Raw genomic sequence first — 25,885 nt, 5'->3', positions numbered from 1 at the left:
ATGTAAGCAACTAAATTAATAAATGCTTATTGTCGAAATAGTTCGAATTAAAAATTTATTTTAAACTCCTAAACTTACCCGTCATTCTACTTCTATTCTATAAGTGTAGTTTCTTCCTAATGTTTACTCTTTAACCAAACTCCCCCACTCGGTCCAGGAACCATCGTAAACCGATATATTTTTATATCCTGATATATTAGCACCTAAAGCCAATATACAGGCCGTAATACCAGAACCACAGGAAAAAATAATACGTTCTTCTTTATCTACTATTTTATTTAGAGTTTTCTCGATATCCTTATTAGGTTTTAATTCACCATCAACCAAAAGGTCTTTAAAAGGTAAGTTTATCGAGTTTGGAATATTTCCACCCCTCAAACCTTCTCTAGGCTCTGGTTCCAGACCTTTAAACCTCCCTTTAGATCGTGCATCAATAATGCAATGTGTTTTATTTTTTGAAGCCTCTTTTATGTCATCGAAAAACTTCATGTATTCTTGCTTGTAATTAGCTTCAAAATCACCCGATTTACCAGCGTAATTTTTCATGTTTTCCGTTTCATACCCTCTTTTTTTCCATGAAGGCAACCCACCATTTAAAACAGCAACATTATCATGTCCAAAAGCTTTAAACAACCACCAAACACGAGCACTGGAATAGATCCCTTTGTCATCATAAACCACGACAACACTATTTTTATTTATACCCAGAGCCCTTGCTTCATTTTCAAATTGCTCTTTTGCTGGGAATGTACTTGGAAAAGGCGTATTGACATCACTAAATTTCTTTTTAATATCAAAAAACCGTGCATTTGGTATTTGAGTTTGTGAGATGTCAAATACTTTGTTAATGGTACCATCTAGAATAATAAGATTACTGGCTTCTAAATTTTTGTGAAGCCATTCGACCGAAACTATAGGTGATGCGATTGAAATATCAGTGATCATTATTTTACTTTTTCATAATTATCATCCCATTCTTTAGGTTGTGGTTCATGCAATTTACCTAAAGACTTGGCAACCATCATAGACACCGTAGCATCACCAGTTACGTTCACAACTGTTCTACACATATCCAAAGGTCTATCTACAGCGAAAATAAGTGCTAAACCTATGGGCAACAATTCTGCTGGAAATCCAATAGATTCTAAAACAATAACCAGCATAACCATACCAGCACTAGGTACCGCAGCACTACCTATAGAAGCCAATAAAGCCGTCGCAATTATTACCAATTGATTGGTAAATGTTAAGCCTTCAGGCCAAATAACCTGCATAATAAATACTGCAGCGATACCCTGATACAGACTTGTCCCGTCCATATTAACCGTAGCACCAACAGGCAAAACAAACCCCGAAACTTCTTTGTCAACTCCAATATGCTCTTCTACGCGCTCCATAGTCACTGGTAAAGTGGCTGCACTGCTGCTAGTCGAAAAGGCCAACAGTTGTGCTGGGCTGATCTCTTTCAAAAACCACAAAGGTGATTTTTTAGTATAAAAGCTTACTAATAAGAGGTAAAAACCAATCATTAAAATAAGGCCTGCAACAACGCACAAGGCATAGTTTAATAATTTTATAAGTATTTCGGTATCATCAAAAGCAATAATAACATTTGCCATTAAAGCAAATACGGCATAGGGCGCAAAAAGCATGATTAAGTCTACCATTTTCATGACGACCTCGTTTAACGAATCGAAAAAATTCACTAATGGCTTTGCCTTTTCCTCAGGGATTAACAGTAAACAAATACCGACAAATAATGCAAAGAAAATAACCTGAAGCATCTTTGCATCTCCTAAGGCTTTAAATATATTACTTGGAAAAATATCAACTAGAGCCTGTAAAGGACCTGCATCTTTTTGAGCAGATGCCTTGGTCAACTTATCGGCAACACCTGCATCATTTTCGTATTTTAACTTAATCTTTTCTATGGTGTTTTGTGGCATACCTTCGCCAGGTTTTATTGTATTAACAATGCTTAAACCAATAATTATAGCCACTAAAGTGGTCATAATATAAATACCTATGGTACGCAACCCCATAGTTTTAATTTTAGAAATATCTTTTAAATCTGAAATCCCTTTTATTAAAGAGGCTAAGATTAATGGTACGGCAATGAGCTTAAGCAGGTTTATAAAAATAGTTCCAAACGGTGAAATCCAATCGCTCACAAAATCCTTCCCTCCTACAGAATTCATAATGAACCCAAAAATGATACCCAAAATCATTCCTATAATAATCTTCCAGTGCAATGCTAGTTTTTTCATATAATGATATTTCTATTTAACTAAATATAAATTTAAAGCAAGATAAAGATTTTTAATATGTTTGATAAGGCAATTTATAAATTGCGCATTTATCATTTTGTAGTAACGACCTTCTGTATGGTTCCGTCTTGATTATAATATAGTTTATCAAAACAAATGGATCTGCGATATGGGTGTGGGCTACCTCTATGTCCCCAACCGAATTTTGGTTCTTCTTCAGGGTGATTCCTAAAATACAAATCAGAATTATGATAAAATATGTACCACGCTCCATTATACGCTACTATAGAATGATGGTTTGTCCCACTATTCATTTTCTCTAATATAACCCCTTTATACTTAAAAGGACCTAATGGGTTATCACTGGTACAATACTTGATTTCTCCACTTTTACCAACATAAGATAGATAGTAAACGTTATTGTATTTATGCATCCAAATAGCTTCGAAAAAATCATCAGTCCCTTCCAGCAAATGTACTTTTCCATCATAGGATACCATATCTTTATTCAATTTTACGGCATTAACCACTAATTGCCCCATATAAAGATATGCTTGTCCGTCATCATCAATAAACACAGCTGGATCAATAAAATCCCGATTGCATACTACGCCTTCTGTATTAATATCAATTAAAGGTTTGTTTAACGGATCTGTAAATGGCCCAAAGGGTTTATCACTAACTGCCACACCTATTTTACTTTGTTCTACTGGATAATAAAAATAGTATGAATTATTACGTTTTATACAATCTGGTGCCCAAGCTTTCGATGATGCCCAGCTAATATCATTCAAAGAGAATGCGACACCGTGATCTGTCCAGTTTTGCATATCTGTAGTGGAAAACACATGCCAATCTTTCATATTAAAATTGGTAGCCATGTCTTCATCATGAGAAGGATACACATACAGGGTATCGTTAAAAACTCGCGCAGATGGGTCTGCTGTGTACATATGTTTAATGAAAGGATTTTGAGCAGAACATATGGTTTGAGTTAATAAACAGATAGTGATTAACAGGTACCTTTTCATGTTTTTCTTAAGATTTAGATAAAAAGTGGTAAATAGTTACTAACGATACACTTTATTAATCAAGTAAAAATCGGCTAAAACCAATGCTGCCATCGCTTCTACAATAGGTACAGCTCTTGGAACCACACACGGATCATGACGGCCTTTACCCTGCATCTCGACAGTATTACCTTCCCTATCTATAGTCTCGTATTTCTGAATAAGTGTTGCTACTGGTTTGAAAGCCACATTAAAGTAGATATCCATACCGTTACTTATACCACCTTGAATACCACCAGAAAAGTTCGTTTTTGTAGAGCCATCGTTATTAAACGCATCATTATGATCACTGCCGTACATCATACTGCCTTCAAATCCACTACCATATTCAAATCCTTTTACAGCATTAATAGAAAGCATGGCTTTACCTAATTCTGCATGTAATTTATCAAATACGGGCTCACCTAAGCCTACTGGTACATTTTTAATGACACAACTAACGATCCCTCCTACAGTATCTCCTTTACTTCGAACCTCTTTGATGTATGCCTCCATATCTGCTGCCATATCAAGATCTGGACATCTAACAATATTCGATTCTATTTTGGTTAAATCTAATTCCGTATATGGTTTGCCAAGTTTCATCATACCAACACCAGAGACATAAGCTGTAATTTCGATACCTTTTAGCATTTGTTTAGCAATGGCTCCAGCCACAACACGACATGCAGTTTCTCTTGCAGAACTTCGTCCACCACCACGATAGTCTCTAAAACCATATTTTTTGTCGTATACATAATCTGCATGACTTGGTCTGTAACTATCTTTAATATGGGTATAATCGTGAGATTTTTGGTTAGTATTTTCAATAACAAATCCAATAGAGGTCCCTGTAGTTTTACCTTCAAAAATACCCGAATGAAATTTAACGGTATCTGGCTCCTTTCGCTGCGTAACGATAGCAGATTGACCAGGTTTTCTTCTGTTAAGTTCATTTTGAATAGCTTCTAAATCTAACTCGATTCCAGAAGGACAACCATCAATTACACCACCTAAAGCTGGTCCATGAGATTCTCCATATGTTGTTAAATTAAATAGTTTTCCAAAGGAATTGCCTGCCATAAATAAAATTTTGCTGCTAAAATAAATCTATTATTAGAGATACGAAAGTGAAATAGCATAAAGACCCCGATTTTATTATAATTAATTAAGATAACAATTGTTTAACACAATACTGATATTTAAATAATTATAAGATAATATTTACATAATATAAAAACCTGTAATTTGTAAAATAATCCTAAGGCCTCCTTTATTGAAAATTAAACGAAAAATAGAAATCGCAGTAATCTCAGATGTGCATCTGGGAACGTATGGCTGTCACGCTAAACATCTTCTTACTTATTTAAATAGTATCGAACCTAAAAAACTGGTTTTAAATGGAGATATTGTTGACATCTGGCAATTTAGCAAACGTTACTTTCCTAAGTCGCATTTAAAAGTCATTAAAAAGATTATGGACATGTCCTCTGATGGTGTCGATATCATTTATATTACAGGAAATCATGACGAAATGTTACGTAAATTTAGTAATACAACCATTGGCAATATATCTATTGTGGATAAACTTGTTTTAGAATTAAATGGCAAAAAGGCTTGGTTCTTTCATGGTGATGTTTTTGATGTTTCTATCCAAAATGCTAAATGGCTTGCTAAACTGGGCGGCTATGGCTACGATTTGCTAACACTCCTAAACCGTTTGGTAAATTGGTATTTAGAAAAACAAGGCAAAGAGCGCTATTCATTATCCAAAAAGATTAAAAACGGGGTTAAAAGTGCCGTCAAATATATTAATGATTATGAAAAAGTTATTTCTGATTTAGCTATTGAAAATGGTTATGATTATGTGGTTTGCGGGCACATTCATCAACCAAAAATGGAATACAAAGAAAATAAATATGGTAAAACCATGTATTTAAATTCTGGAGATTGGGTTGAAAACTTCACGGCTCTTGAATATCAATTTAACCGTTGGAAAATATATAATTATAATAAAGATAAATTTGCTCCTTTTTATGTCGATGAAGATATAGAGAACCTGGAAGTTAAAGACTTAATTGCCGCTATTACTATTGTAGAGCAGCAAGAAAAAGGAAATAAAAAATCTAAATAGTATCCTTCTAAATTATAGCTTCAATCATATTTTTCTAATAAAATTCCGTTAATTTTGTCAGTTCATCTACAATTACAGATATCTGATTTCAATGAACAGACTCACCAGAATAACATCAATTCTTATCCAATTGCAATCTAAAAAAGTAGTTACAGCTAAAGAGATTGCCGATCGGTTTGAAATTAGTTTACGAACCGTTTATCGAGATATTAAAACACTGCAGGAGGCTGGCGTTCCTATTGGCTCGGAAAATGGCATTGGGTATTTCATCGTTGATGGTTATTCCCTCCCTCCCATAATGATTACAGAAGAAGAAGCCAACGCTTTGATTGTTTCTGAAAAACTCATTTCCAACCAAGGAGATGCTTCGCTTATTAAGGATTTTAATTCCGTACTCATAAAAATCAAATCGGTTCTAAGGAGTTTTGAAAAAGAAAATATTACCAAATTAGAAAACAGAATAACACCTTCTTTAAAAAAAGAAGTCTTTGAAAGTAATTGGTTATCGACAATTCAAAAATCTATTACCAACACCAAAGTTTTGGAAATCGCTTATCATTCTATTTATAAAGATGAGCAAACACTAAGGAAAATTGAACCTTTAGGTGTTTATTATACAGATAAAGCATGGATAGCCATAGCGTATTGTAGACTAAGGAAGGAAATAAGAGAATTTAGGCTGGATCGAATTTCAAGGATAAATCCCACTTTTGAAACCTTTGATTATCAGCATGATTTTAGTCTTTCAAAATATTTTAGCAGATTTACAGAATCTAGTTGACATAAGGCTGTCACTCCCCCATTTTACTTTTGTTTCATTATTAACTATAAAATAAATAAATGGAACAAAATGAAATCATCCAAATTTCGAAAAAGTACCCGTTAGCTTTTAAAAACATGGATATTAGCTTAATTGATGACTTTTTCTCTAAAAATGCCACAAAAACTGGTTTTATGTACGACTATGAATCTGGTGACTGGACAGATGTTTCTACAACTGAAATTTCAGAAATCAAAAATTGGGTAGCAGATTACAATAAAAATGGTATTATGCCTGATTCTGAAGCAAAAGTTCAAATTCTCGACTTACAGGAAAAAATTGCTGTTGTAAAACTTGAAATGGATTGGGCCCCAAATAGAAAAGGCTGTGATTATCTATTTCTTATAAAAGAGGACACTTGGTTAATCGACAAAATTCTATGGCAAAGTGTTCTATAACTAGACTGTTACAGGATTTTAACACATAAACAACATACAAAAATGAAACAATTAATCACGTTATCAGCCTTCTTAATTCTTTTTGGCTGTAACGCTCAAAAAAAAGAAAAAATGCAAACAGAAAAAAAAGAAAAGGTTGGCACAATAGTCATTGTAATGGAAAAAACCAAGCCCGAATATTCCAAAAATAAGATTATGGAACTTTCCAGAGCTGTGGATCCCATGGTTGACAAATTTGAAGGTTATTTAGGCCGAAAAATGACATTCTCCAATAAAGAACCTGATCTATTGGTAGATCTTGTCTATTATACCAATGTTAAAGCTTTTGAAGATGCATCTGAAATTGAAATGAAAAGCGAAATATGCCAAGCATTTTTTGCAACTATGATCCCAGATACTGAAAGAAGTAAAATGCTAATCACCTCACCACTAATTATGACCACTCCTAAACAGGGAGATGCTAAAGTTGTTGAATTAGTTCTTTTTAAAACAAAACCAGAATTCACAAAAGATCAAATGGTTGATGCGGCGAAAAACATAAACCCAATATTAGAAAAATATAACGGTTATATTTCAAGAAAGCTTTCCATAACGGATGATGGGAAATGGACAGATATCGTTTACTGGACTGACCTGAAAAGTGCAGAAAAAGCATCCAAGCACATCTTAGAAGATCCATTGGCTCAAAAATATTTTGCAATGATAGATGAAACCTCTATGGAATTCTCACATTTAAACGTAGAAATAGATACCGAACGTTAATACATAACTAGACTTTATACTATATTAGTTCGAGTACAGTTGAGATTTTAAAGATATTACATATTATAACATCTCGACTGTACTCTTAATAGATATTAAACATTAAATTTAGCTACAATAAAAAAAATAATGGCAGAATTACTCAAAAATATATACCATACTAAATTCTTTGACAGATTTACTGCATCAGTTCAAGAAGTCGTTTTAGATTTCGATAAAACCGTTTTTCTAAAAGACATATACGACTCTGAATGGGAAAACAGGGAGTTAAAACAGCGCATGCGCCATATCACCCTTGTGCTGAAAAACCATTTGTTTGATGATTTTAATACAAATGTCGACACGCTGCTAAAGCTTATCCCTGTACTAGAAAAAAAAGGTGTTAAACCCGATAATTTAGAGTATATTTTTTTTCCAGATTTTATAGAGCTTTTTGGTTTAGATCATTATGAAACATCCATAAATGCTTTCGAAACCATAACGCAATTTGTGAGCTGTGAATTTGCCGTAAGACCTTTTATAATAAAATATCAAGAAAGTATGATGGAACAAATGCACCTTTGGTCTAAACACAAACATCTCTCGGTTAGACGGCTGGCCTCAGAAGGTTGCAGACCAAGACTTCCTTGGGCCATGGCACTTCCTGCTTTAAAAGAAAACCCAGAACCTATTATTCCTATCCTTAAAAATTTAAAAAACGATCCGTCTGAATATGTGCGAAGAAGTGTAGCAAATAATTTAAACGATATCTCTAAAGATCATCCAGAAACCGTTATTGCACTTGTTAAGGCATGGCATGGTAAAACTAGTGAAACGGATTGGTTGGTTAAACACGCCTGTAGAACCCTTTTAAAACAAGGGAATACAGAAGTTATGGTATTGTTTGGCTTTGGGGCTATTGATAAAATTAAAGTAACCGATTTTAAAATATTGACTCCTAAAGTTAAAATTGGCGCATCGGTAGAGTTTTCATTAAAACTTACCAACACAAGTGATAAAGTTTCAAAAATCCGATTAGAATATGGTCTTTACTATCAAAAAGCAAATGGTTCTTTATCGAGAAAGGTCTTTAAAATAAGTGAAAAGGAATATCCAAAAAAATCTACCACAAGTATACATAGAAAACAATCATTCAAAATCATTACGACCCGTAAGTTCCATATTGGCAAACATCAAATTTCTATAATCATCAATGGCAAAGAAGTGGAGATATTGGATTTTGAACTTATAAAATAAATATTATCACCAAAACAGGGTGTCAGGCACTTATTAACGCCTCTTTTAAAACACTAATTGGATGTTTTGCTTCTCGTTGCGTACCATCCTTTATTTGATGTCTGCAACTGGTTCCGTTGGCAGAAATAATAACAGCTTCTGGCGCTTTTCTAATGGCAGGAAATAGTGTTTGCTCCCCTATTTTCATGCTTACTTCGTAGTGTTCTTTTTCATAACCAAAGCTTCCAGCCATACCACAACAACCACTAGGAATGATTGTGACCCTATAATTTTTGGGTAGGTTTAAAACGGCAAAACTCGATAATTGATTGCTCATAGCTTTTTGGTGACAATGCCCATGAAACTTAATCGTTCTTTCTTGCTGCGTGAATTGCTCTTCCGTAATATGCCCCAAAGCTATCTCTTGTTGAATAAATTCTTCTATTAAAAGAGTAGACTTGGCTATGTTTTCTGCGGAAGCTTTATCATCCGCCAATTTTAAATATTCATCCTTAAAAGTTAAAATAGCAGATGGCTCAATACCTAGCAATGGGGTTTCTTCTGAAATTTTATCTTTAAAAAAAGCTACATTTTTATTAGCAAAATCTTTAGCCTGTTTTAAAAGTCCTTTCGATAAAAATGCCCGTCCAGATTCAACATGATCGATCACTTCTACAAAATAATTCAAGCTTTTTAAAAGTTCCAGGGCATCAATACCAATTTGTGTATCCAAATGATTAGTAAACTCATCATTAAACAAATACACTTTTTTAATATAATTACCTTTATTTCTTATTATCTCAAAGTTTTTATAATACGCATTCAAACTTTGCTCTGAAATTAAGGGCAAGCTTCTTTCTTTTGCTACCCCAAAAGACTTTTTTAAAATTGATGACGTTAAACCATTGCTAAACATAAAATTGGTAAGCCTGTGAAATTTACTTCCAATACTATTTAGCCTATTGTTATAAGCAAACAGTTTTGTTCGTAATGTTACACCATTTTCTTTCTGGTATTGGTATTGAAATTCGGCCTTTAAACTGGCTACATCGACACTACTTGGACATTCACTGGCGCATGCTTTGCAACTTAAACATAAGTCGAAAACCGTTTTTAATTCTTTATGATCAAACTTATTGGCTTTATCTGAATTCGTTAAAAACTCACGCAACGCATTAGCTCTGGCTCTTGTGGTATCTTTTTCATTCCGAGTGGCCCGATAACTTGGACACATGGTACCACCAAATTCAGGAAGTTTTCTACAATCCCCAGAGCCATTACATTTCTCTGCTTCACGTAATATGCCCATAGATTTCGAAAAATCAAGTAAGGTATCTATTTCTGGTTCTGTTCTATTAGAAACATAACGCAATGAAGCATCCATTGGCCATGCTTCAACAATCTTACCTGGATTAAAAATGGCATCAGGATCAAATGCCTTCTTTATTCGTTTTAGTATGTTATAGTTTTCATCGCCAATCATCATTGAAATAAACTCAGAACGCACAATACCGTCTCCATGCTCTCCACTCATAGAGCCTTTGTATTCCTTTACCAAATACGCCACATCTGTTGTTATTTTTCTAAACAAGTCAACATCTGTTTGTTTCTTTAAATCTAAAATTGGACGCAAATGGATTTCCCCAGCACCAGCATGTGCATAATATACAGCCTCTTGATTATAACCTGTCATAAGTTTTGCAAAATCTGCAATATAATTGGATAAATCTGCTAATGCTACTGCTGTATCTTCTATACAAGCAACTCCTTTTTTATCGCCTATAATATTACCTAAAAGCCCTAATCCTGCACTTCGTAAATTGTTTGCTTTGTTAATCGCTTCGCCTTTAAGTATAGGATACGCATAACTTAAGCCCGAAGACTTTATATCTTCCAATAAGTTATTTACCAATCCTTCTACATCTTCTATATTATTTGCGCGGACTTCACACATTAAAATAGCTTTGGGATCTCCCTCTATAAAGCGCCTATTTTCCTGTTGTGTTTTATTATGTTTTGTACAATCTAAAATGGTTTTATCCATCATTTCACAGGTATACAAATTATGTTTCATAACAGGCTCAACCGCTTTTAAACAATTTTCTATACTATCAAAATGTGCTGCAACCATAACGCCTTCCTTTGGAGGAAGTTTGTCCAACTTTAAAGTAATTTGTGTGGTAAAGGCCAAAGTTCCTTCACTTCCCGAAAGCAGTTTGCACATATTAAACTTTTCAGAAGTATCTGTAAACACATCAGATTTAATTAATTCGTCAATAGCATAGCCTGTGTTTCTTCTATGTATCTCTGGTTTCGGAAAATTATCAACGATATTTTTTTGAACGGTTTCTGAAATGAGTTCCGAATAGATAGTTTTGTAAATCTGTCCTTCTAAAGAGTTCTCTTTTGTCTTCTCAACAAATTTATCTGAAGTTATTTCACCAAAAACAGCATCGCTACCATCACTTAAAACAGTCTGTAATGCTATCACTTTATCGCGTGTTACGCCATATTTTATCGACGTTGTCCCAGAGGAATTGTTACCAACCATACCGCCTATCATACATCTATTAGAGGTTGATGTATTGGGGCCAAAAAACAGACCAAACGGTTTCAAATAGTTATTCAATGCATCTCTTACCACACCTGGCTGCACGGTAATGGTTTGTTCTTTTTCATTAAAATCTAAAATTTTGGTAAAATATTTAGATACATCTACCACCAAGCCTTCACCAACACATTGTCCTGCAAGTGAAGTCCCTGCGGTTCTTGGAATTAAAGATATTTTATGTGCCTTGGCAAAAGCGATTAACAGCTTTATATCCTGTTTACTTTTAGGATACGCTACAGCCAGTGGTCGTATTCTATATACAGAAGCATCGGTCGCATATATAGATTTTATTAAATCGTCATAATATAATTCGCCAGAAAGCTGACTGCTTAATCCTTGTAAATGTGGAGTGAGCCCCATTGTTTAATAAATATGTTTATAAATCTAAAAAAGATGTTAAATATAAATACAATTTTGGCGTTATTTTTGTTTAACCAATCAAATATTAAAAGAATAATCTTTTTTGCGAAAGATATCGTATATCATTAATCAAACAAAACTTTAAACTTATGAAGAAATTATTTTTATTATCAGTTGCTATTTTAGGGTTCACTTTTGTCTCTAGCGCTCAAAGTATTTCAGAAAATGCTATTGGATTACGATTAGGTGACAGTGACGGATTTGGTGCTGAAGTATCTTATCAACGTGCTTTAGGTGATAACAATAGATTAGAATTGGATTTGGGATGGCGAGATGGGAATAACTTTGACGGCTTTAAACTTGCTGGATTATACCAATGGATATTTCCACTAGATGGTTCTTTTAATTGGTATGTTGGTGCTGGTGGTGGTATAGGTTCTTTTAGCTTTGATGTACCTGGTGGAAACGATGTAACCGATACATTTGTTTTTGCAGCTGGAGACATTGGTATTGAATATAATTTTGAAATTCCATTATTATTATCGTTAGATTTCAGACCAGAAATTGGTTTTGGTGATGACATTTATGATAATAACGATTTAGATTTTGATATTGCTTTAGGTATTCGTTATCAATTCTAAACTAGAAAAATATATAAGAGCCTTTATTGGCTATCGATGGTCGGAGAAATACCGACCATTTTTTTTAGCATGAACATAGAACATTGAATGCGTCTTTCGGAATTATAGTTACTACAGTATCAAACATTTGGCCAAAGTATCCTCATAAATAGCTTCATACTGTGGTACAATAGCATGCAAATCAAATTTTAAGGCTTCTTTTCTTGCATTATCCTTAAAAGTCTGTAAACGTTCTTCATCACTTAAAATATAAAGGGCATTTTTTGTCATATCGTCTACGTCGCCTACATGACTTAAAAACCCAGATACTCCATGTGCATTGACCTCAGGAATACCTCCTGTATTACTTGATATTACTGGTACGCAAGATGCCATAGCTTCTAATGCAGCTAGACCAAAACTCTCTGTTTTTGAAGGCAATAAGAACAAGTCGCTAAAACATAATATCTTATCTATTTCATTACTCTTTCCAAAGAAAATAACTTTGTCCAGAATCCCTAACTCCTGACAACGCAACTCTATTCTTTCCCGCTCTGGCCCTTCTCCAACCAGCATAAGCTTTGCGGGCATTTCTTTTTGGATATTATAAAACACAGAAATAACGTCTTGAGCTCGTTTTACAGGGCGCAAATTACTAATATGCGTAATGATACGTTCATTATCGTTCGCCATAATGGCACGCTGGCAATCTGTATAACTGTGCTTATACTTATCTAAATCAATAAAGTTTGGCACAACATGAATATCGTTCTTAATGTCAAACAGTCGTAATGTATCGTCTTTTAAACTTTGGGATACTGCCGTTACTGCATCAGATTTATTAATACTAAATGTCACTGCTGGCTTATAAAATGGATGGCTCCCTACCAGGGTAATATCTGTACCATGCAATGTTGTCACGATAGGAACATAAATACCTTCTTCCTGCAACATTTTTTTTGCCATATACGCCGCGTAAGCATGTGGAATGGCATAATGTACATGTAAAATATCTATCTTATGAAGCTTCACCATATCTACTAGCTTACTAGATAAAGCCAGCTCGTAGGGTTGATAGTGAAACAATGGGTATTCTGGAACAGTTACCTCGTGGTAATGCACATTATTACTTAACAGCTCCAATCTAACGGGTTGGTTGTAGGTAATAAAATGGACTTCATGCCCACGTTTAGATAGTTCTAAACCAAGTTCTGTAGCAACAACACCACTTCCTCCAAATGTTGGATAGCAAACAATTCCTATTTTCATTTATGTATATCAATTTTCTTTTCTTGATCAGCGCTCTATTTAATCTTCTATCGCTTCGTAAATTAAGCGTTGTATCTCGGTTCTAATATTCTCTTTCAACAATAGATTCTTACCTGCTTTGGGGTAGGTCCTGTTAGCTAAAAAGATATAAACTATTTCTTCTTCAGGATCTGCCCAGGCATAAGTACCTGTAAATCCTGAATGTCCGAAGCTTGTCATCGAGATACAACCACATGTGGGGCCTTCTTCCCCTAATTGTGGCTTATCAAACCCAACCCCTCTTCTATTTCCTTTACTACAATAATAACAAGTATTGAACTTATCTATAGTTTCTGATTTCAAATAACGCTTACCTCCATAAAAGCCCTTTTGCAAGTACATCTGTAAAATCTTTGCCACATCATTAGCATTACTGAAAATACCTGCATGTCCCCCAATACCATCTTGCATAGCGGCTCCCATATCGTGTACATAACCATGTACCTTTTGGTATCTGTAATAATCGTCTTCTTCGGTAGGAACGATCTTTTTGCTACTTATTTTATGGTATGGGTTATACAATGTATTATTGGCTCCTAATGATTGATAAAAATGATCCTGTACTAATTCATCAAGAGTTTTGTCGTAATGTGTTTCAATAAATTTCTTTAAAATGTAATAAGGAAAGTCACTATATCTATATCGCAGCCTTGTTAATAGTTCTGAATCTTTAATAATACCATTTATAGAATCCTTATAATCAGAGCGTAAAAACAAATTTCTGGTAACTTCTATATTGAATTTACCCGTTCTTTTTCCTCTATAATATTTTTTACTGGGGCGTTTAGTAACAGTGTCTAATGTATGGTAATAAAATGGCTCCCATGGTCTTAATCTAGCATAATGGGACAGCATACTTTTAATGGTTATATTTTCTTTGTTAGAGCCTTTATACTCTGGTAATATTTTTGAAAGCTTGCTATTTAATGATACAATACCCTGTTCTTCTAACTCCATCATTAAAGGCAATGTTGCCAATATTTTGGTTAAAGATGCGACATCATAAATATCATCAAATTCCACTTCATTCTTTCCTTTGTAGGTATGTTTTCCAAAACTCTTGTTATAAATAACCTGCCCTTTTCTTGCAACTAATAATTGAATACCAGGTGTCATCTTATGTTTTACAGCATGTAATGCTAAAGAATCCACACGTTTTAATTTCTGGGAATTCATCCCAACACGTTCTGGAATGGTATAGCCCAATCTTTTAATGGCATTGAGGTGATGTCCATCACCAGCTTTGAAAAAGTCACCTACAGATACCGGTAAATGTCCTTTGGCTGCAATAGCTCCGAAAATGAGCTGTGCCGATTTTCGCTGGGCTATATCACTGTTTTGATAACTAACTACGATACTTTCTATATTTTCAATACTTTTTAATTCTGAAAGCGCATAAGGTTTTACAAAGGCATCTAAAATAACGGTATGTGTTCGTGCTATTTCATGTAACCAAACTAATTCCTTATTAGTAAATTGATAGTCCTTCCACGGACTATCATTTGAACGATGCAAACCGACAATGACCGTATTATATACTTGAAGCTTTTTAATTAATTCATCTAAATTATTGGCTGTAATATGATGTACTTTCGTGTATTTTTTTAATTCATTAAAAAATGCCAAACCACTATCATCTCCCATACTCACGTAGGCAATTGTTTTAGTTTCTAGTTGCCTTAAGGGTATTAAATGTCTATCATTTTTTGCAACAGTAATAGCATCTTCTATTAATTCTTCATACAAAATATCATCTTCGAGCCTATTTAAGTCCTTTGTTAGACCATAAAGCCCAATAGGTTCGTAATTATGTAATCCTACTTTATATTTAGCCAGTAATATTTTTTTAACCGAATGTGCTAAACGCTCTTCTGTAATATCTCCTTTATTACAAGCATCAATAATTTTAGAAACACCTATACCTACATCTTCAGACATGAGCATCACATCATTTCCAGCATTAAAGGCTGCTAAATCTATATCGCCCGTTTCACTAAAATCTGACGCTCCTTTCATAGTTAGTGCATCAGTAAATATAAGCCCTTGAAAACCTAGGGAGTCTTTTAAAATATCCGTAACAATATGCTTTGATAATGAAGATGGGTAGCCAGATCGGGGTTCTAAACTAGGCACGTTTAAATGTGCTACCATAACACTGGAAAGCCCTTTCTTAATAAGTTTTCTATAGGGATATAACTCAATAGAATCAATGCGTTTTGCATTAAAGTTTATAGTTGGTAACGTTTCATGCGAATCTTGATCTGTATCGCCGTGACCAGGAAAATGTTTTGCATTGGCTAATACACCTGCTTCTTGAATACCTTTCATAAAAGCCAGAGCTTTTTCGGTGACATTATCACGATCTTCTCCAAAAGATCGATTTCCAATAATGGGATTTTTAGGGTTTGTATTAATATCGACAACAGGAGCAAAATTAAAATGAACTCCTAGACGTTTACAGTGTTCGCCTATCTTTTTACCTGTTTCTTCTATGAGGTCATTGTCCTTTATAGCTCCCAAAGTCATATTCCATGGAAAGGCATAAGTAGAATCTAAACGCATGCTAAGCCCCCACTCTGCATCCATTCCAATCAATAATGGTGTTTTGGAAAATGACTGTAATTCATTATTTAATCTTGCTTGCCTAACAGGACCGCCATTTGAATAAATTAAACCACCAATATGATAATCTTTAATGAGCTGAACAATTTTGTTTTTTGAATCGGCATCTTGATCAGACATTACCTGTACCATGTATAATTGTCCGACCTTCTCTGCCAAAGTCATAGATTCATAAATACTATCTACCCATTTTTTCTGAGCTTTTTCATCATCAGCAAGCAATGGGTTTTTAGTCACTTGACCAAATACAGAAAAGATTGTAAAAAAGGATATTCCTATAAAAAAGATATGGCGCATAAAAGAATGGATTAGAAGCGTTAATAGCTATTAACTTAATACTAATAATGATGCCAAATTAATACTTTTAAAGAGAAGATAAAAAGACTTTAGGGTAGATTTTTATAGAAATAACCAACTACTATTTTATAAAGTATTAATATTAGTGCTCTCTATCAAGTATTTATCTATTCCTTTTAAACTCTGGATACTTTTAATTAAATTATTGAAGCCTGTATAATTTTAGGTTTGAGCAAGCCCATACTGTTTTCTACGAATCGGATCCTTTTATTCAATTAAATCAATATGCCTATCGTGATAGCCCAATAGATATAACACACCGTCCAAGCCTATACTCGATATTGAGCTTTGTGCATTATCTTTTACCGTTGGTTTTGCGTGAAAGGCAATCCCTAACCCTGCCAGATTTAACATAGGAAGATCATTCGCGCCATCACCAACTGCAATGGTTTGACTGATATCTATTTCTTCATTTTTAGCAATTTCTTTAAGGTATTCTGCTTTTTTATTACCGTCCACAATATCCCCAAGGTAGCCACCAGTTAAAACACCATCTTTAATTTCTAATTGGTTAGCATAGACATAGTCCATACCCAATTCTTCTTTTAAATAGTGTCCAAAGTAAGTAAAGCCACCCGATAGAATAGCTGTTTTAAACCCATAACTTTTTAAAGTATCTATAAGTCTTTTAGCGCCTTTGGTTATAGGTAAATTAATAGCCACATTATGAAGCACGTCTTCACTTAAGCCTTTAAGCAATTTCATACGACGCTTAAAACTCTCGGTAAAGTCAATTTCTCCCTGCATAGCAGATTCTGTAATGGCTTTTACTTCCTCTCCAACTCCAGCTAATTCAGCCAGTTCGTCAATAACCTCGGTTTGTATTAATGTAGAATCCATATCAAAACAAACTAAGCGTCTGTTTCTTCTATAAATATTATCTTCCTGAAAAGCAATATCCACATCCAATTCTCTTGAAATTTCCATAAACTTTGCAGTCATTTCTGCTTTGTTATCAATCTTTCCTCGAATCGATAACTGGATAGATGCTCTGGGATATTCTTCGGGCCTTACTAAAGATAAACGCCCCGTTAGCCTTTTAATAGAGTCTATATTTAAATTCTTTTCTGAAATGACTTTAGTGACTTCCGATATTTGCTCAGCTGCTAGTTTTTCTCCTAAAATAGTGACTATATACCTATCTTTTCCTTGCGAGTTTACCCATTTTTCGTAATCTTCGAGTGTAATTGGCGTAAACTTCGCTGTAATCCCCAACTCATAAGCTTTAAAAAGTATATCTTTTAGTACAGCCGCCGATTTTGCCCCAGACTTAATTTCAAATAGCATACCCAGAGACAATGTATCATGAATATTTGCCTGTCCAATATCTAATATTTTGGCTCCATATTGGGATAAAACAGATGTTAAACTAGAGGTTAATCCAGGTTTATCTTGCCCAGAAATATTTAGTAGAATTATATCGTTAGCCATAATTTCATATTTACGCTTTTGAAAGCTGTAAAAATCATTATTCTATTTGATATATAAAAGTTTTTTTAGGGTAAATACCTTGCTATCTTATATTTTTTTGGCAGAAAATAAATATGAAACGATGATCCAGAATTAATCGCCTTTTCTTTTTCTAGTCAGGCAATGATTTTGCTGAAATTTCGAAATTATAAATAAGCTTATTTAATAAACCTACTATGCCAACTCTCACTAGCTGGAACTTCCCAATTTTCTTTAAATTCTGAAATATTAGTCACTAAATTATTAAATACAATGGTATTTTTAGAAATGGCTTTGTCCTTTGCCATTTTCTTAAAGTCAATAAGCGGCTTATAGGCAATGTATTCACCTTGTTTGTAGGACACATTCATTTTATCCATTAAGTCAATATTGTATGCTTTTTCTAATTGTTGAATGAAATGGACCGAAGCATCAATCGAACAACCTGTAGCTGCATTTAAACTTTGGTTCAAACCTATAATAATAAAGCGTTTGTACTTAATTAAATACCCTGCTTGTAAATCGCTTCCATGAGCTGTCCAATTCTCTATAAAGGTATTTAACTTAGACTGTATCTCTTCTATCTCCCGCTCTGTAAATGAGCGATTTGCCTGGTAAATCCAAACGCGTGATTCTTCTGGTAATATGTTAAAATCTACTAACATTTTAATGAGTTAAATAAAGTGGATCCTACTTAGGTAGGAATGATAAAAACTATAAATCCTGAGCATTAGCAATAAGCTCAGCGATATCCATAACATCAACATCGGCTTCTTTTTCTTTAGCCTTAACGCCATCGGTTATCATGGTATTACAAAATGGACAACCTGCTGCAATAATTTCTGGTTTTACGTCTAATGCCTGTTCTGTTCTTTCAACATTAACGTCTTTATCACCTTTTTCTGGTTCTTTAAACATTTGTGCGCCTCCTGCTCCACAGCATAAACCGTTGCGTCTGCAATTTTTCATTTCAACCAATTCTGCTTCTAACTTTCGTATAAGTTCTCTTGGAGCTTCATATACGTTATTGGCTCTACCTAAATAGCAAGGGTCATGAAATGTAATACGCTTACCTTTAAACTGTCCGCCCTCCACAGTTAATCGGCCTTCATCCAACAACGTTTTTAAAAACTGTGTGTGGTGCATAACCTCATAATTACCTCCTAGTTCTGGGTACTCATTTTTGATTGTATTAAAACAATGTGGGCAAGCTGTCACTATTTTTTTAACTTCGTAAGCATTTAATACTTCTATATTAGTTACCGCCTGCATTTGAAACAAAAATTCATTTCCTGAGCGCTTTGCAGGATCTCCTGTACAACTCTCTTCGGTTCCCAATACGGCAAACTCGACATTAGCTTTGTTCAATAATTTAACAAAAGCCTTTGTGATTTTTTTTGCTCTATCATCAAAACTACCTGCACAACCAACCCAAAATAATACTTCTGGTTGCTTGCCTTGAGCCATAAATTCTGCCATGGTTGGCACTTTTAGTAATTCGCTCATTTTTTATTTTGATTTTTTGAATTTATATAATAAACTATTCGTTCTTCCAATTTAATCGATCCATTTGATTATATGGCCATGGCGCCCCATTGTTCTCAATATTGGTCATCATATTATTTAATTCTGTAGGAGCTGCAGATTGTTCCATCACCAAATAACGACGCATATCTAAAATAATGGATAGAGGGTCTATACTTACTGGGCAAGCCTCTACACAAGCATTACATGAAGTACAAGCCCAAAGCTCTTCCCGGGTTATATAATGATCCAATAGCTGCTTTCCGTCGTCTTTAAACTCGCCTTTATTGGTATCTATATTTTTACCAACCTCTTCTAAACGGTCTCTGGTATCCATCATAATCTTACGAGGCGATAGTTTCTTCCCTGTTTGATTAGCAGGGCATTCGCTGGTACAACGACCACATTCCGTACACGTATAAGCATTCAATAATTGCACCCAGCTTAAATCCTGCACATCACTAGCTCCAAACTTAGCAGGGATATCTCCTTCAGTCCCTTCTGCGGGTGCTGCAAACGGATCGATGTTAGGATCCATCATCATTTTAACTTCTTTGGTAACCGCTTCTAAATTATCCAGCTGTCCTTTAGGCTGTAGTTTGCCATAAAATGTGTTTGGAAAAGCTAATAAAATATGTAAGTGCTTTGAAAAATAAAGATAATTCAAGAAAATGAGTATACCTATAATATGCAACCACCATGCGCTTCTTTCAATAAAATGCAATGTACCATTTGATAAACCACTAAACCAAGGAGCTATAAACTGACTGATAACATTACCTGAGTTCATCGTTTGGAAATGAATATCTGTGGCATTCATAACCAAGAACAAAGTCATAAGTACCATTTCGAAATATAAAATGTTATTCCCATCATTTTTAGGCCAGCTGGTCATTTCACTTTTCCAGAATCGTTGCAGCCTTATGACATTCCTGCGTATCCAAAATAAAATAACAGACACAAATACCAAAACTGCTAATACCTCAAAAGCACCAATTAAAAACCCGTAAAAAGATTGTGGTAAGACTTTTAAGCCTATTCTATGGGTTCCGAAAATACCATCAATGATGATTTCCAAAACCTCCATATTAATTATTATAAAACCAACATATACGATAGCATGCAAAAAACCTGCAATAGGTCGGCGTACCATTTTACTTTGCCCTAAGGCAATCATGGCCATGTTTTTCCAACGTTGTGATTTATTATCACTAACATCTATATCACGGCCCAATTTAATATTTCGACTAAGCTTTTTTACATTTTTAACAAAATAACCAATACCAGCAATTAGTATTATAGCAAAAAGAATATTAGGTAAATATTGCATAAGGTTTATTTAGTTTCCTCTTCTTTATATGGAATTTCCTTTTTTGATAAAATTCTAAAATAGCGTTTTGGGTGCAACTTGATATCTCTCAATAAAGCTTCCATTTCTTTGGTGGCACCTTCTAAATTATTGTATAACGCTTTATCTTTTAGAAGTTTCCCCATAGAGCCTTCTCCCTTTTCAAGGGCCGTTAATATGCCATTTAAATTGTTCAGGGTTTTGTTCAAGTTTTCTACCGTTGTACCTACATTGGCATTTTTTAATTCCGTAGTCAATGCTGCCAAACCATCACTGGTAGCCTTAAACTTTTCTAGAATACCTGTTATATTTTTATCATTTTTTGATATAACACGATTAACGGTATTTGATGTTGTCTTGAAAGATTTTAGGGTTTCATTTAACTCTCTAATGGTGCTTTTTAAGCCTGCCTCAGAATGATCATTAACAAATGTATTTAAACTTGTAAACAAGGTATCTGTTGCTCTTAACGTAGAATTAAGCTCACTGCTAATGCCTGAAAAATTCTTTGAAAGGCTGGATACCAAGCCTGTTTCTACTTCAGATTTCAAAACGGTCCCTGGTTTTGCAGTTTCTCCATCTTCTGCCATAATGATAGCTATAGCATTCCCTCCCATTAAGCTGGTTTCATAAAGCCTTACAATACTATTTTTTGAAAACTTTAATTCTTCATTTACAAAAAATGCAACTCTGGTTTTTCCAGTTTTAAAATCGTAAGCAATATCTTTAATTTTCCCTACGGGATTTCCTTTAACCGTTACCAATGACGATTGGCTCAAGGCATTATAATCAAACTCGGTATAATAAACATTTGTGGAATCGAACAGGTTTTGACCTTTTAAATAATTAAATCCAAAAATGAATAGGACAATCCCTAATATTACTAATATGCCTGTTTTAACTTCTTTTGATATTTTCAAACTATAATGTATTAGAAAACAAATTTAAAATAAATTTGAAAGAAACAGCTTAATTCGTAGTTGTTTTTAAAGCATCAATCAATGCCATTTTTTTTCCATCTTTAAAAGCTACAATAAAACTTGAAGCATATCCTTTTTCTGAGGCTTCCGCTTCTAGTTCTTTTATCTTATCATAATTAGATGTAGCGCCATAGAAGTATTTATAGACATGGCCGTCTTTTAAACGAGACACACCTTGCAATCCCTTAAAATTATAAGGCTTGGTTTCAAGTGGTGTAGATCCTGCAGCAATTTGAACTTTAAAAACAATCCCTTCCAAGGTCGGTTCATCAGGTTGTTCTATGACGATATCACCATCGTTTGAAAAATCATTTATATTTTTATCCAAACTGTTTTTATACTCCAAGATTGCATTAGCAATAGATCTGGAAATTTGCTGCTGACCTTTTTTAGAGTTTAAATAAGATCCTTCCTTTTTATATGTTAAAAAACCTGTTTCAACCAAAACACTTGGCATAACTGTTTGATGTAAAACAATAAACCCTGCCTGTTTAACCCCTCTGTTTTTACGTTTCAATGTATTGGTAAACTTTTTTTGTATTAAACTTGCCAGTGAAATACTTTGATCCAGATATTCTTCCTGGCTCAATAATATACTCATAACAGATTCTGGTGAATTAGGATCGAAGCCTGCATAATTTTTTTCATAATCATCTTCAAGAAAAATCACCGAGTTTTCCTTTTTAGCCACTTCAAAATTCGTTTGATTCTTGTGCGTCCCTAGTACAAATGTCTCTGTTCCATGAGCTTGCGAGCTATGAGAATTACAGTGTACAGATACAAATAAATCTGCATTGGCCTTATTGGCAATTTGTCCTCTAACAAACAAATCGATAAACACATCTTTTTTTCGTGTGTAAATAACTTCTATATTAGGGTCTTTTTTGAGTAGTTTTCCAACCTCTAAAACTATTTTTAGGGCAATATCCTTTTCTTTATACCCATTGCCTAGATTACCTGGATCATGACCACCATGACCAGCATCTAAAACAACGACAAACTTATCTTTATTAGAATTTCCATCTTTTTCTATAAATGATGAAAATGTTAATACTATTATAAAGGATACGAAAAGTAATACTCTGTGCGTTTTCATGTGGTATATAAATTTATTTTAATCGAAAACATGCAACACCTTAATATATTTGCCGTTTTAACAAAGAGGTTTATTAAGAGTTCTATCGATTAAAAACTCGGTTTATTTTAATTTTAAATTTTTAACTGATTATTAAATCAATCACAGAAAAATATATGTAATTTTGGCTTTTCAAAAACCGAGCCATACTTTTACAAAAATACATTTAAAAGCGTTGCATACAAACAACTTTAAAATACTTTTTGCACTAAGTTTTACAGTGTTTATTAACACGTTAAGCTTTGCACAAGATATTCCAAAAAAGGGAAAAACTATTAAACAAAGTGTTAGAGACAGTGTGGTTGTTAGTACTGACAGTCTTCTTGTTCCTGAGATTTCTGAAAAAAGCCAGGATTCCACATTAACCGATTCTGTTCCTCCTAAAAAAGATCTTTTAGAAAATATTGTTATCTATCATGCCGAAGATTACACCAAATTTAACCAGAAAAAACAAAAGCTTTACTTGTATAACCAGGCCAAAATAGATTATGGCGATATGAACATCACTTCTGGTAGCATTGTTATTGATTACACAAAAAATACAGTATATGCTAAAGGAATAACGGACTCTATTGAGGGCTATACCCAAAAACCTGTTTTTACTCAGGGTAATAATGTGGTAGAGCCCGATTCCATTATTTTTAATACTGAAACCAAAAAGGCGCTTATATTTAACTCTAAAACAGAACAAGGCGAAGGAACTGTCATTGCACAAATTACCAAGAAAGAAAATGATTCTGTTTATTTCTTGAGAAATGCTAAATATACCACTGCGGTTGATCTAGAAGACCCTGAGTATTATATTAAACTTCGAAAAGCAAAAATTGTCCCTGGTAAAAAAATAGTTACAGGCTTAGCCAATTTATTTATATATGATGTACCAACCCCTATTGGTGTCCCTTTTGCCTTTTTTCCTCAAAGTGAAACACAGACTTCTGGGTTAATCATACCATCCTTTGGAGAGCAAAACGACCGCGGATTCTTTTTACAAAATGGCGGTTATTATTTTGCCATTAGCGATTATATAGATTTAGCAGCTATTGGAGATTACTATACCAATGGCAGTTATGGTCTGCGATTAGAAAGTACGTACGCCAAACGCTACAGGTTTAGAGGTAATTTAGGGTTTAGATATGAAAACATCATTAATAGTGAACGAGGTTTTCCAGATTATTCCAGAAGTACTATTTATAACCTAAGGTGGTCTCATAGTCAAGATGCTAAAGCAAATCCTAATTCGCGATTTTCAGCTTCAGTTAACCTGGGTAGTAGTACCTATTACCGTTCTTCTGTAAATCAGGTAAACACAGGAGCCTTTTTAAATAATACTTTATCATCATCTGTATCATACTCTAAATCGTTTCAAGGAGAACCCCAGGTAAATTTTAGCCTAACAGCTACACATTCACAAAATACCAATACCGAGGTTATAAACATGACACTTCCAACATTTCAAGGGAGTGTTGGCAGAATGTACCCATTTGCTTCAAAAACTGGATCTAAAAAAGGCATTATTCAAAATATAAATTTACAATACAATATAAGAGGTGAAAATAGAATTCAAACAACAGACTCCCTTTTCTTCAAAAAAGAAATGTTTGATGATGCCAAAACAGGTTTTCAACATACCATCCCATTAAGTACCAATTTTAAATTATTTAAATATTTTAGTCTTAGTGCCAGTACTAATTTTAATGAAGTTTGGACTTTTAAAACTATAAAGGAATCTTATGATATTGCAGAACGTAAAACCATCAAAGAGACCATCAATGGATTTGACTCTTTTAGGACTTATAATTTTAGTTCTAGTTTAGGTACGACTATTTATGGGATGTTTAATTTTGAAAAAGAAGGCAAAGACCCAAAAATAAAAGCCATAAGACATGTCATTAGACCTTCAATAAGCTATAACATAAACCCTGCTTTTGATAGATATTATGAAAATGCCGAGGTAATAAATGCTGATGGATTAACAGAAGGAGAACGAGATGTAATTCTAAGTAATACCGACTTAGAATATACACGTTTTCAAGAATTAGCAGTTGGCGGTTCTCCTAGTAATAATTTTTCAAGCTCTGTAGGATTCTCGCTTTCAAATAATTTTGAAGCCAAAGTCCGTGATAAAGATAGTACGGCAACCGAACCTAAAAAAGTCATCCTATTAAATAATTTAAATTTTTCTACATCTTATAATATTGCTGGTGATTCACTGAACTGGAGCCCTGTAAGGGTAAGTGGTGGTACCCAACTTTTCGACAATAAGCTGAGTTTGAATTTTGGAGCTACTTTAGACCCTTATGCTCTGGATAATAATAACAGAAAAATCAATCAGTTTAACATTGATAATGGTGGAAGCCTTTTTAGATTAACAAGTGCCAATGCAACGGCTAGTTGGTCTTTATCGAGTAAAAATGGCGATAGCAAAGAAAAAGATAAAAATCTTGAAGAAAATTTACGTAGTGGTGGTCGAGCAGATGATCTGTTTGGTGTTTCTGAAGATTTTGCCAATCAACAGATCAATAACGATGATGATGACAAAGAAAAGCCTCCTAGTGACCATTATAATTATAAAATACCTTGGAATCTGCGTTTAGCGTATGCTGTGAACTATTCTAATTCTAGACGGCAAAACGAAATTTCTTCACACTCGCTCATGTTTTCTGGAGATATAGAATTGTCTCCTAAATGGTCCATCGGGGCATCATCTGGATACGATTTAAAGAATGCTGGTTTTACCTATACACAACTACGTTTTGAACGTGATTTATTGAGTTGGCGTATGAATTTTAGTTGGGTACCCTTTAGTACAAGAAGTTCATGGAATTTCTTTATTGGTATTAAGTCAAGTATTTTAAAAGATTTAAAATATGAAAAACGAAGACAACCAGATATTACGCTCTAGGTAATTGAAAAGAAACGTATTTAC

20 protein-coding genes are annotated in these 25,885 nt (G+C 34.0%); 7 read left to right on the top strand and 13 right to left on the bottom strand.

The window, feature by feature from the left end; all coding sequences use genetic code 11:
* Positions 1–123: 123 nt before the first annotated feature.
* The 4 genes from HHX25_RS11360 to aroC all read right to left on the bottom strand — a co-directional run bounded on the left by HHX25_RS11360 (position 124) and on the right by aroC (position 4,399).
* Positions 124–945, bottom strand: a complete 822-nt coding sequence (locus tag HHX25_RS11360; RefSeq protein ID WP_169673241.1) for a sulfurtransferase — start codon at positions 943–945, stop codon at positions 124–126.
* Positions 945–2,267: a dicarboxylate/amino acid:cation symporter gene (locus HHX25_RS11355; protein WP_169673238.1), complete on the bottom strand. Its 1,323-nt coding sequence runs from the start codon at positions 2,265–2,267 to the stop codon at positions 945–947. The genes HHX25_RS11360 and HHX25_RS11355 overlap by 1 nt, the downstream gene beginning before the upstream one ends.
* A 92-nt stretch (positions 2,268–2,359) precedes the next feature.
* Complete coding sequence (locus tag HHX25_RS11350) at positions 2,360–3,298, bottom strand: family 43 glycosylhydrolase (RefSeq protein ID WP_262888887.1); 939 nt, start codon at positions 3,296–3,298, stop codon at positions 2,360–2,362.
* Between the two features lie 39 nt (positions 3,299–3,337).
* Positions 3,338–4,399, bottom strand: coding sequence for a chorismate synthase (gene aroC, locus HHX25_RS11345; RefSeq protein ID WP_169673235.1), 1,062 nt, complete (start codon positions 4,397–4,399; stop codon positions 3,338–3,340).
* 193 nt (positions 4,400–4,592) lie between these two features.
* Here aroC and HHX25_RS11340 point away from each other — a divergent pair, with 193 nt between their 5' ends.
* From HHX25_RS11340 to HHX25_RS11320, 5 genes are all read left to right on the top strand, one after another.
* On the top strand, positions 4,593–5,450 hold the full coding sequence (locus HHX25_RS11340) for a UDP-2,3-diacylglucosamine diphosphatase (protein WP_169673232.1): 858 nt from the start codon (positions 4,593–4,595) through the stop codon (positions 5,448–5,450).
* Between the two features lie 91 nt (positions 5,451–5,541).
* Positions 5,542–6,231: a helix-turn-helix transcriptional regulator gene (locus HHX25_RS11335; protein WP_169673229.1), complete on the top strand. Its 690-nt coding sequence runs from the start codon at positions 5,542–5,544 to the stop codon at positions 6,229–6,231.
* Between the two features lie 59 nt (positions 6,232–6,290).
* The gene (locus HHX25_RS11330; RefSeq protein ID WP_169673226.1) at positions 6,291–6,668 is read left to right on the top strand and encodes a nuclear transport factor 2 family protein; all 378 of its coding nucleotides are present in this window, start codon (positions 6,291–6,293) and stop codon (positions 6,666–6,668) included.
* 111 nt (positions 6,669–6,779) lie between these two features.
* Positions 6,780–7,430, top strand: a complete 651-nt coding sequence (locus tag HHX25_RS11325; RefSeq protein ID WP_169673223.1) for a hypothetical protein — start codon at positions 6,780–6,782, stop codon at positions 7,428–7,430.
* Positions 7,431–7,559: 129 nt separating this feature from the next.
* Positions 7,560–8,666 carry a DNA alkylation repair protein gene (locus HHX25_RS11320; RefSeq protein WP_169673220.1) on the top strand — a complete coding sequence of 369 codons (1,107 nt, stop codon included), beginning with the start codon at positions 7,560–7,562 and terminating at the stop codon, positions 8,664–8,666.
* 22 nt (positions 8,667–8,688) lie between these two features.
* On the opposite strand, the gene HHX25_RS11315 is transcribed toward HHX25_RS11320, so the two are convergent.
* The gene (locus HHX25_RS11315; RefSeq protein ID WP_169673218.1) at positions 8,689–11,616 is read right to left on the bottom strand and encodes an FAD-binding and (Fe-S)-binding domain-containing protein; all 2,928 of its coding nucleotides are present in this window, start codon (positions 11,614–11,616) and stop codon (positions 8,689–8,691) included.
* A 149-nt stretch (positions 11,617–11,765) separates the two neighbouring features.
* Here HHX25_RS11315 and HHX25_RS11310 point away from each other — a divergent pair, with 149 nt between their 5' ends.
* A complete protein-coding gene (locus tag HHX25_RS11310; protein ID WP_169673215.1) occupies positions 11,766–12,257 on the top strand; it encodes a hypothetical protein in 492 nt (163 codons plus the stop codon).
* Positions 12,258–12,368: 111 nt separating this feature from the next.
* Here HHX25_RS11310 and bshA read toward each other — a convergent pair whose 3' ends face one another.
* The 8 genes from bshA to HHX25_RS11270 form a co-directional block, all read right to left on the bottom strand.
* Positions 12,369–13,505, bottom strand: a complete 1,137-nt coding sequence (bshA, locus tag HHX25_RS11305; RefSeq protein WP_169673212.1) for an N-acetyl-alpha-D-glucosaminyl L-malate synthase BshA — start codon at positions 13,503–13,505, stop codon at positions 12,369–12,371.
* Positions 13,506–13,544: 39 nt separating this feature from the next.
* Positions 13,545–16,463, bottom strand: coding sequence for a glycoside hydrolase family 3 N-terminal domain-containing protein (locus HHX25_RS11300; protein ID WP_169673209.1), 2,919 nt, complete (start codon positions 16,461–16,463; stop codon positions 13,545–13,547).
* Between the two features lie 267 nt (positions 16,464–16,730).
* The gene (gene serB / locus HHX25_RS11295; protein ID WP_169673207.1) at positions 16,731–17,954 is read right to left on the bottom strand and encodes a phosphoserine phosphatase SerB; all 1,224 of its coding nucleotides are present in this window, start codon (positions 17,952–17,954) and stop codon (positions 16,731–16,733) included.
* Positions 17,955–18,151: 197 nt separating this feature from the next.
* Positions 18,152–18,637, bottom strand: coding sequence for an ABC transporter ATPase (locus tag HHX25_RS11290; protein ID WP_169673205.1), 486 nt, complete (start codon positions 18,635–18,637; stop codon positions 18,152–18,154).
* Between the two features lie 49 nt (positions 18,638–18,686).
* Positions 18,687–19,478: a (Fe-S)-binding protein gene (locus HHX25_RS11285; protein WP_169673203.1), complete on the bottom strand. Its 792-nt coding sequence runs from the start codon at positions 19,476–19,478 to the stop codon at positions 18,687–18,689.
* Between the two features lie 34 nt (positions 19,479–19,512).
* The gene (locus HHX25_RS11280) at positions 19,513–20,826 is read right to left on the bottom strand and encodes a (Fe-S)-binding protein (RefSeq protein WP_169673202.1); all 1,314 of its coding nucleotides are present in this window, start codon (positions 20,824–20,826) and stop codon (positions 19,513–19,515) included.
* Positions 20,827–20,831: 5 nt separating this feature from the next.
* Positions 20,832–21,764: an MlaD family protein gene (locus HHX25_RS11275; protein WP_169673200.1), complete on the bottom strand. Its 933-nt coding sequence runs from the start codon at positions 21,762–21,764 to the stop codon at positions 20,832–20,834.
* 49 nt (positions 21,765–21,813) lie between these two features.
* Positions 21,814–22,920 (bottom strand): N-acetylmuramoyl-L-alanine amidase family protein, encoded by a 1,107-nt coding sequence (locus tag HHX25_RS11270; protein ID WP_169673198.1) that lies wholly within the window; start codon positions 22,918–22,920, stop codon positions 21,814–21,816.
* A 163-nt stretch (positions 22,921–23,083) separates the two neighbouring features.
* On the opposite strand from HHX25_RS11270, the gene HHX25_RS11265 reads away from it, so the two are divergent.
* Positions 23,084–25,861 carry a putative LPS assembly protein LptD gene (locus HHX25_RS11265; protein ID WP_169673196.1) on the top strand — a complete coding sequence of 926 codons (2,778 nt, stop codon included), beginning with the start codon at positions 23,084–23,086 and terminating at the stop codon, positions 25,859–25,861.
* Positions 25,862–25,885: the final 24 nt, after the last annotated feature.

Origin of the sequence: Flavivirga algicola (assembly GCF_012910715.1) — a bacterium.
Taxonomy (GTDB): domain Bacteria; phylum Bacteroidota; class Bacteroidia; order Flavobacteriales; family Flavobacteriaceae; genus Flavivirga; species Flavivirga algicola.
The sequence above is the reverse complement of the archived record's forward strand: the minus strand, read 5'-3'. Positions and strand labels throughout refer to the sequence as shown.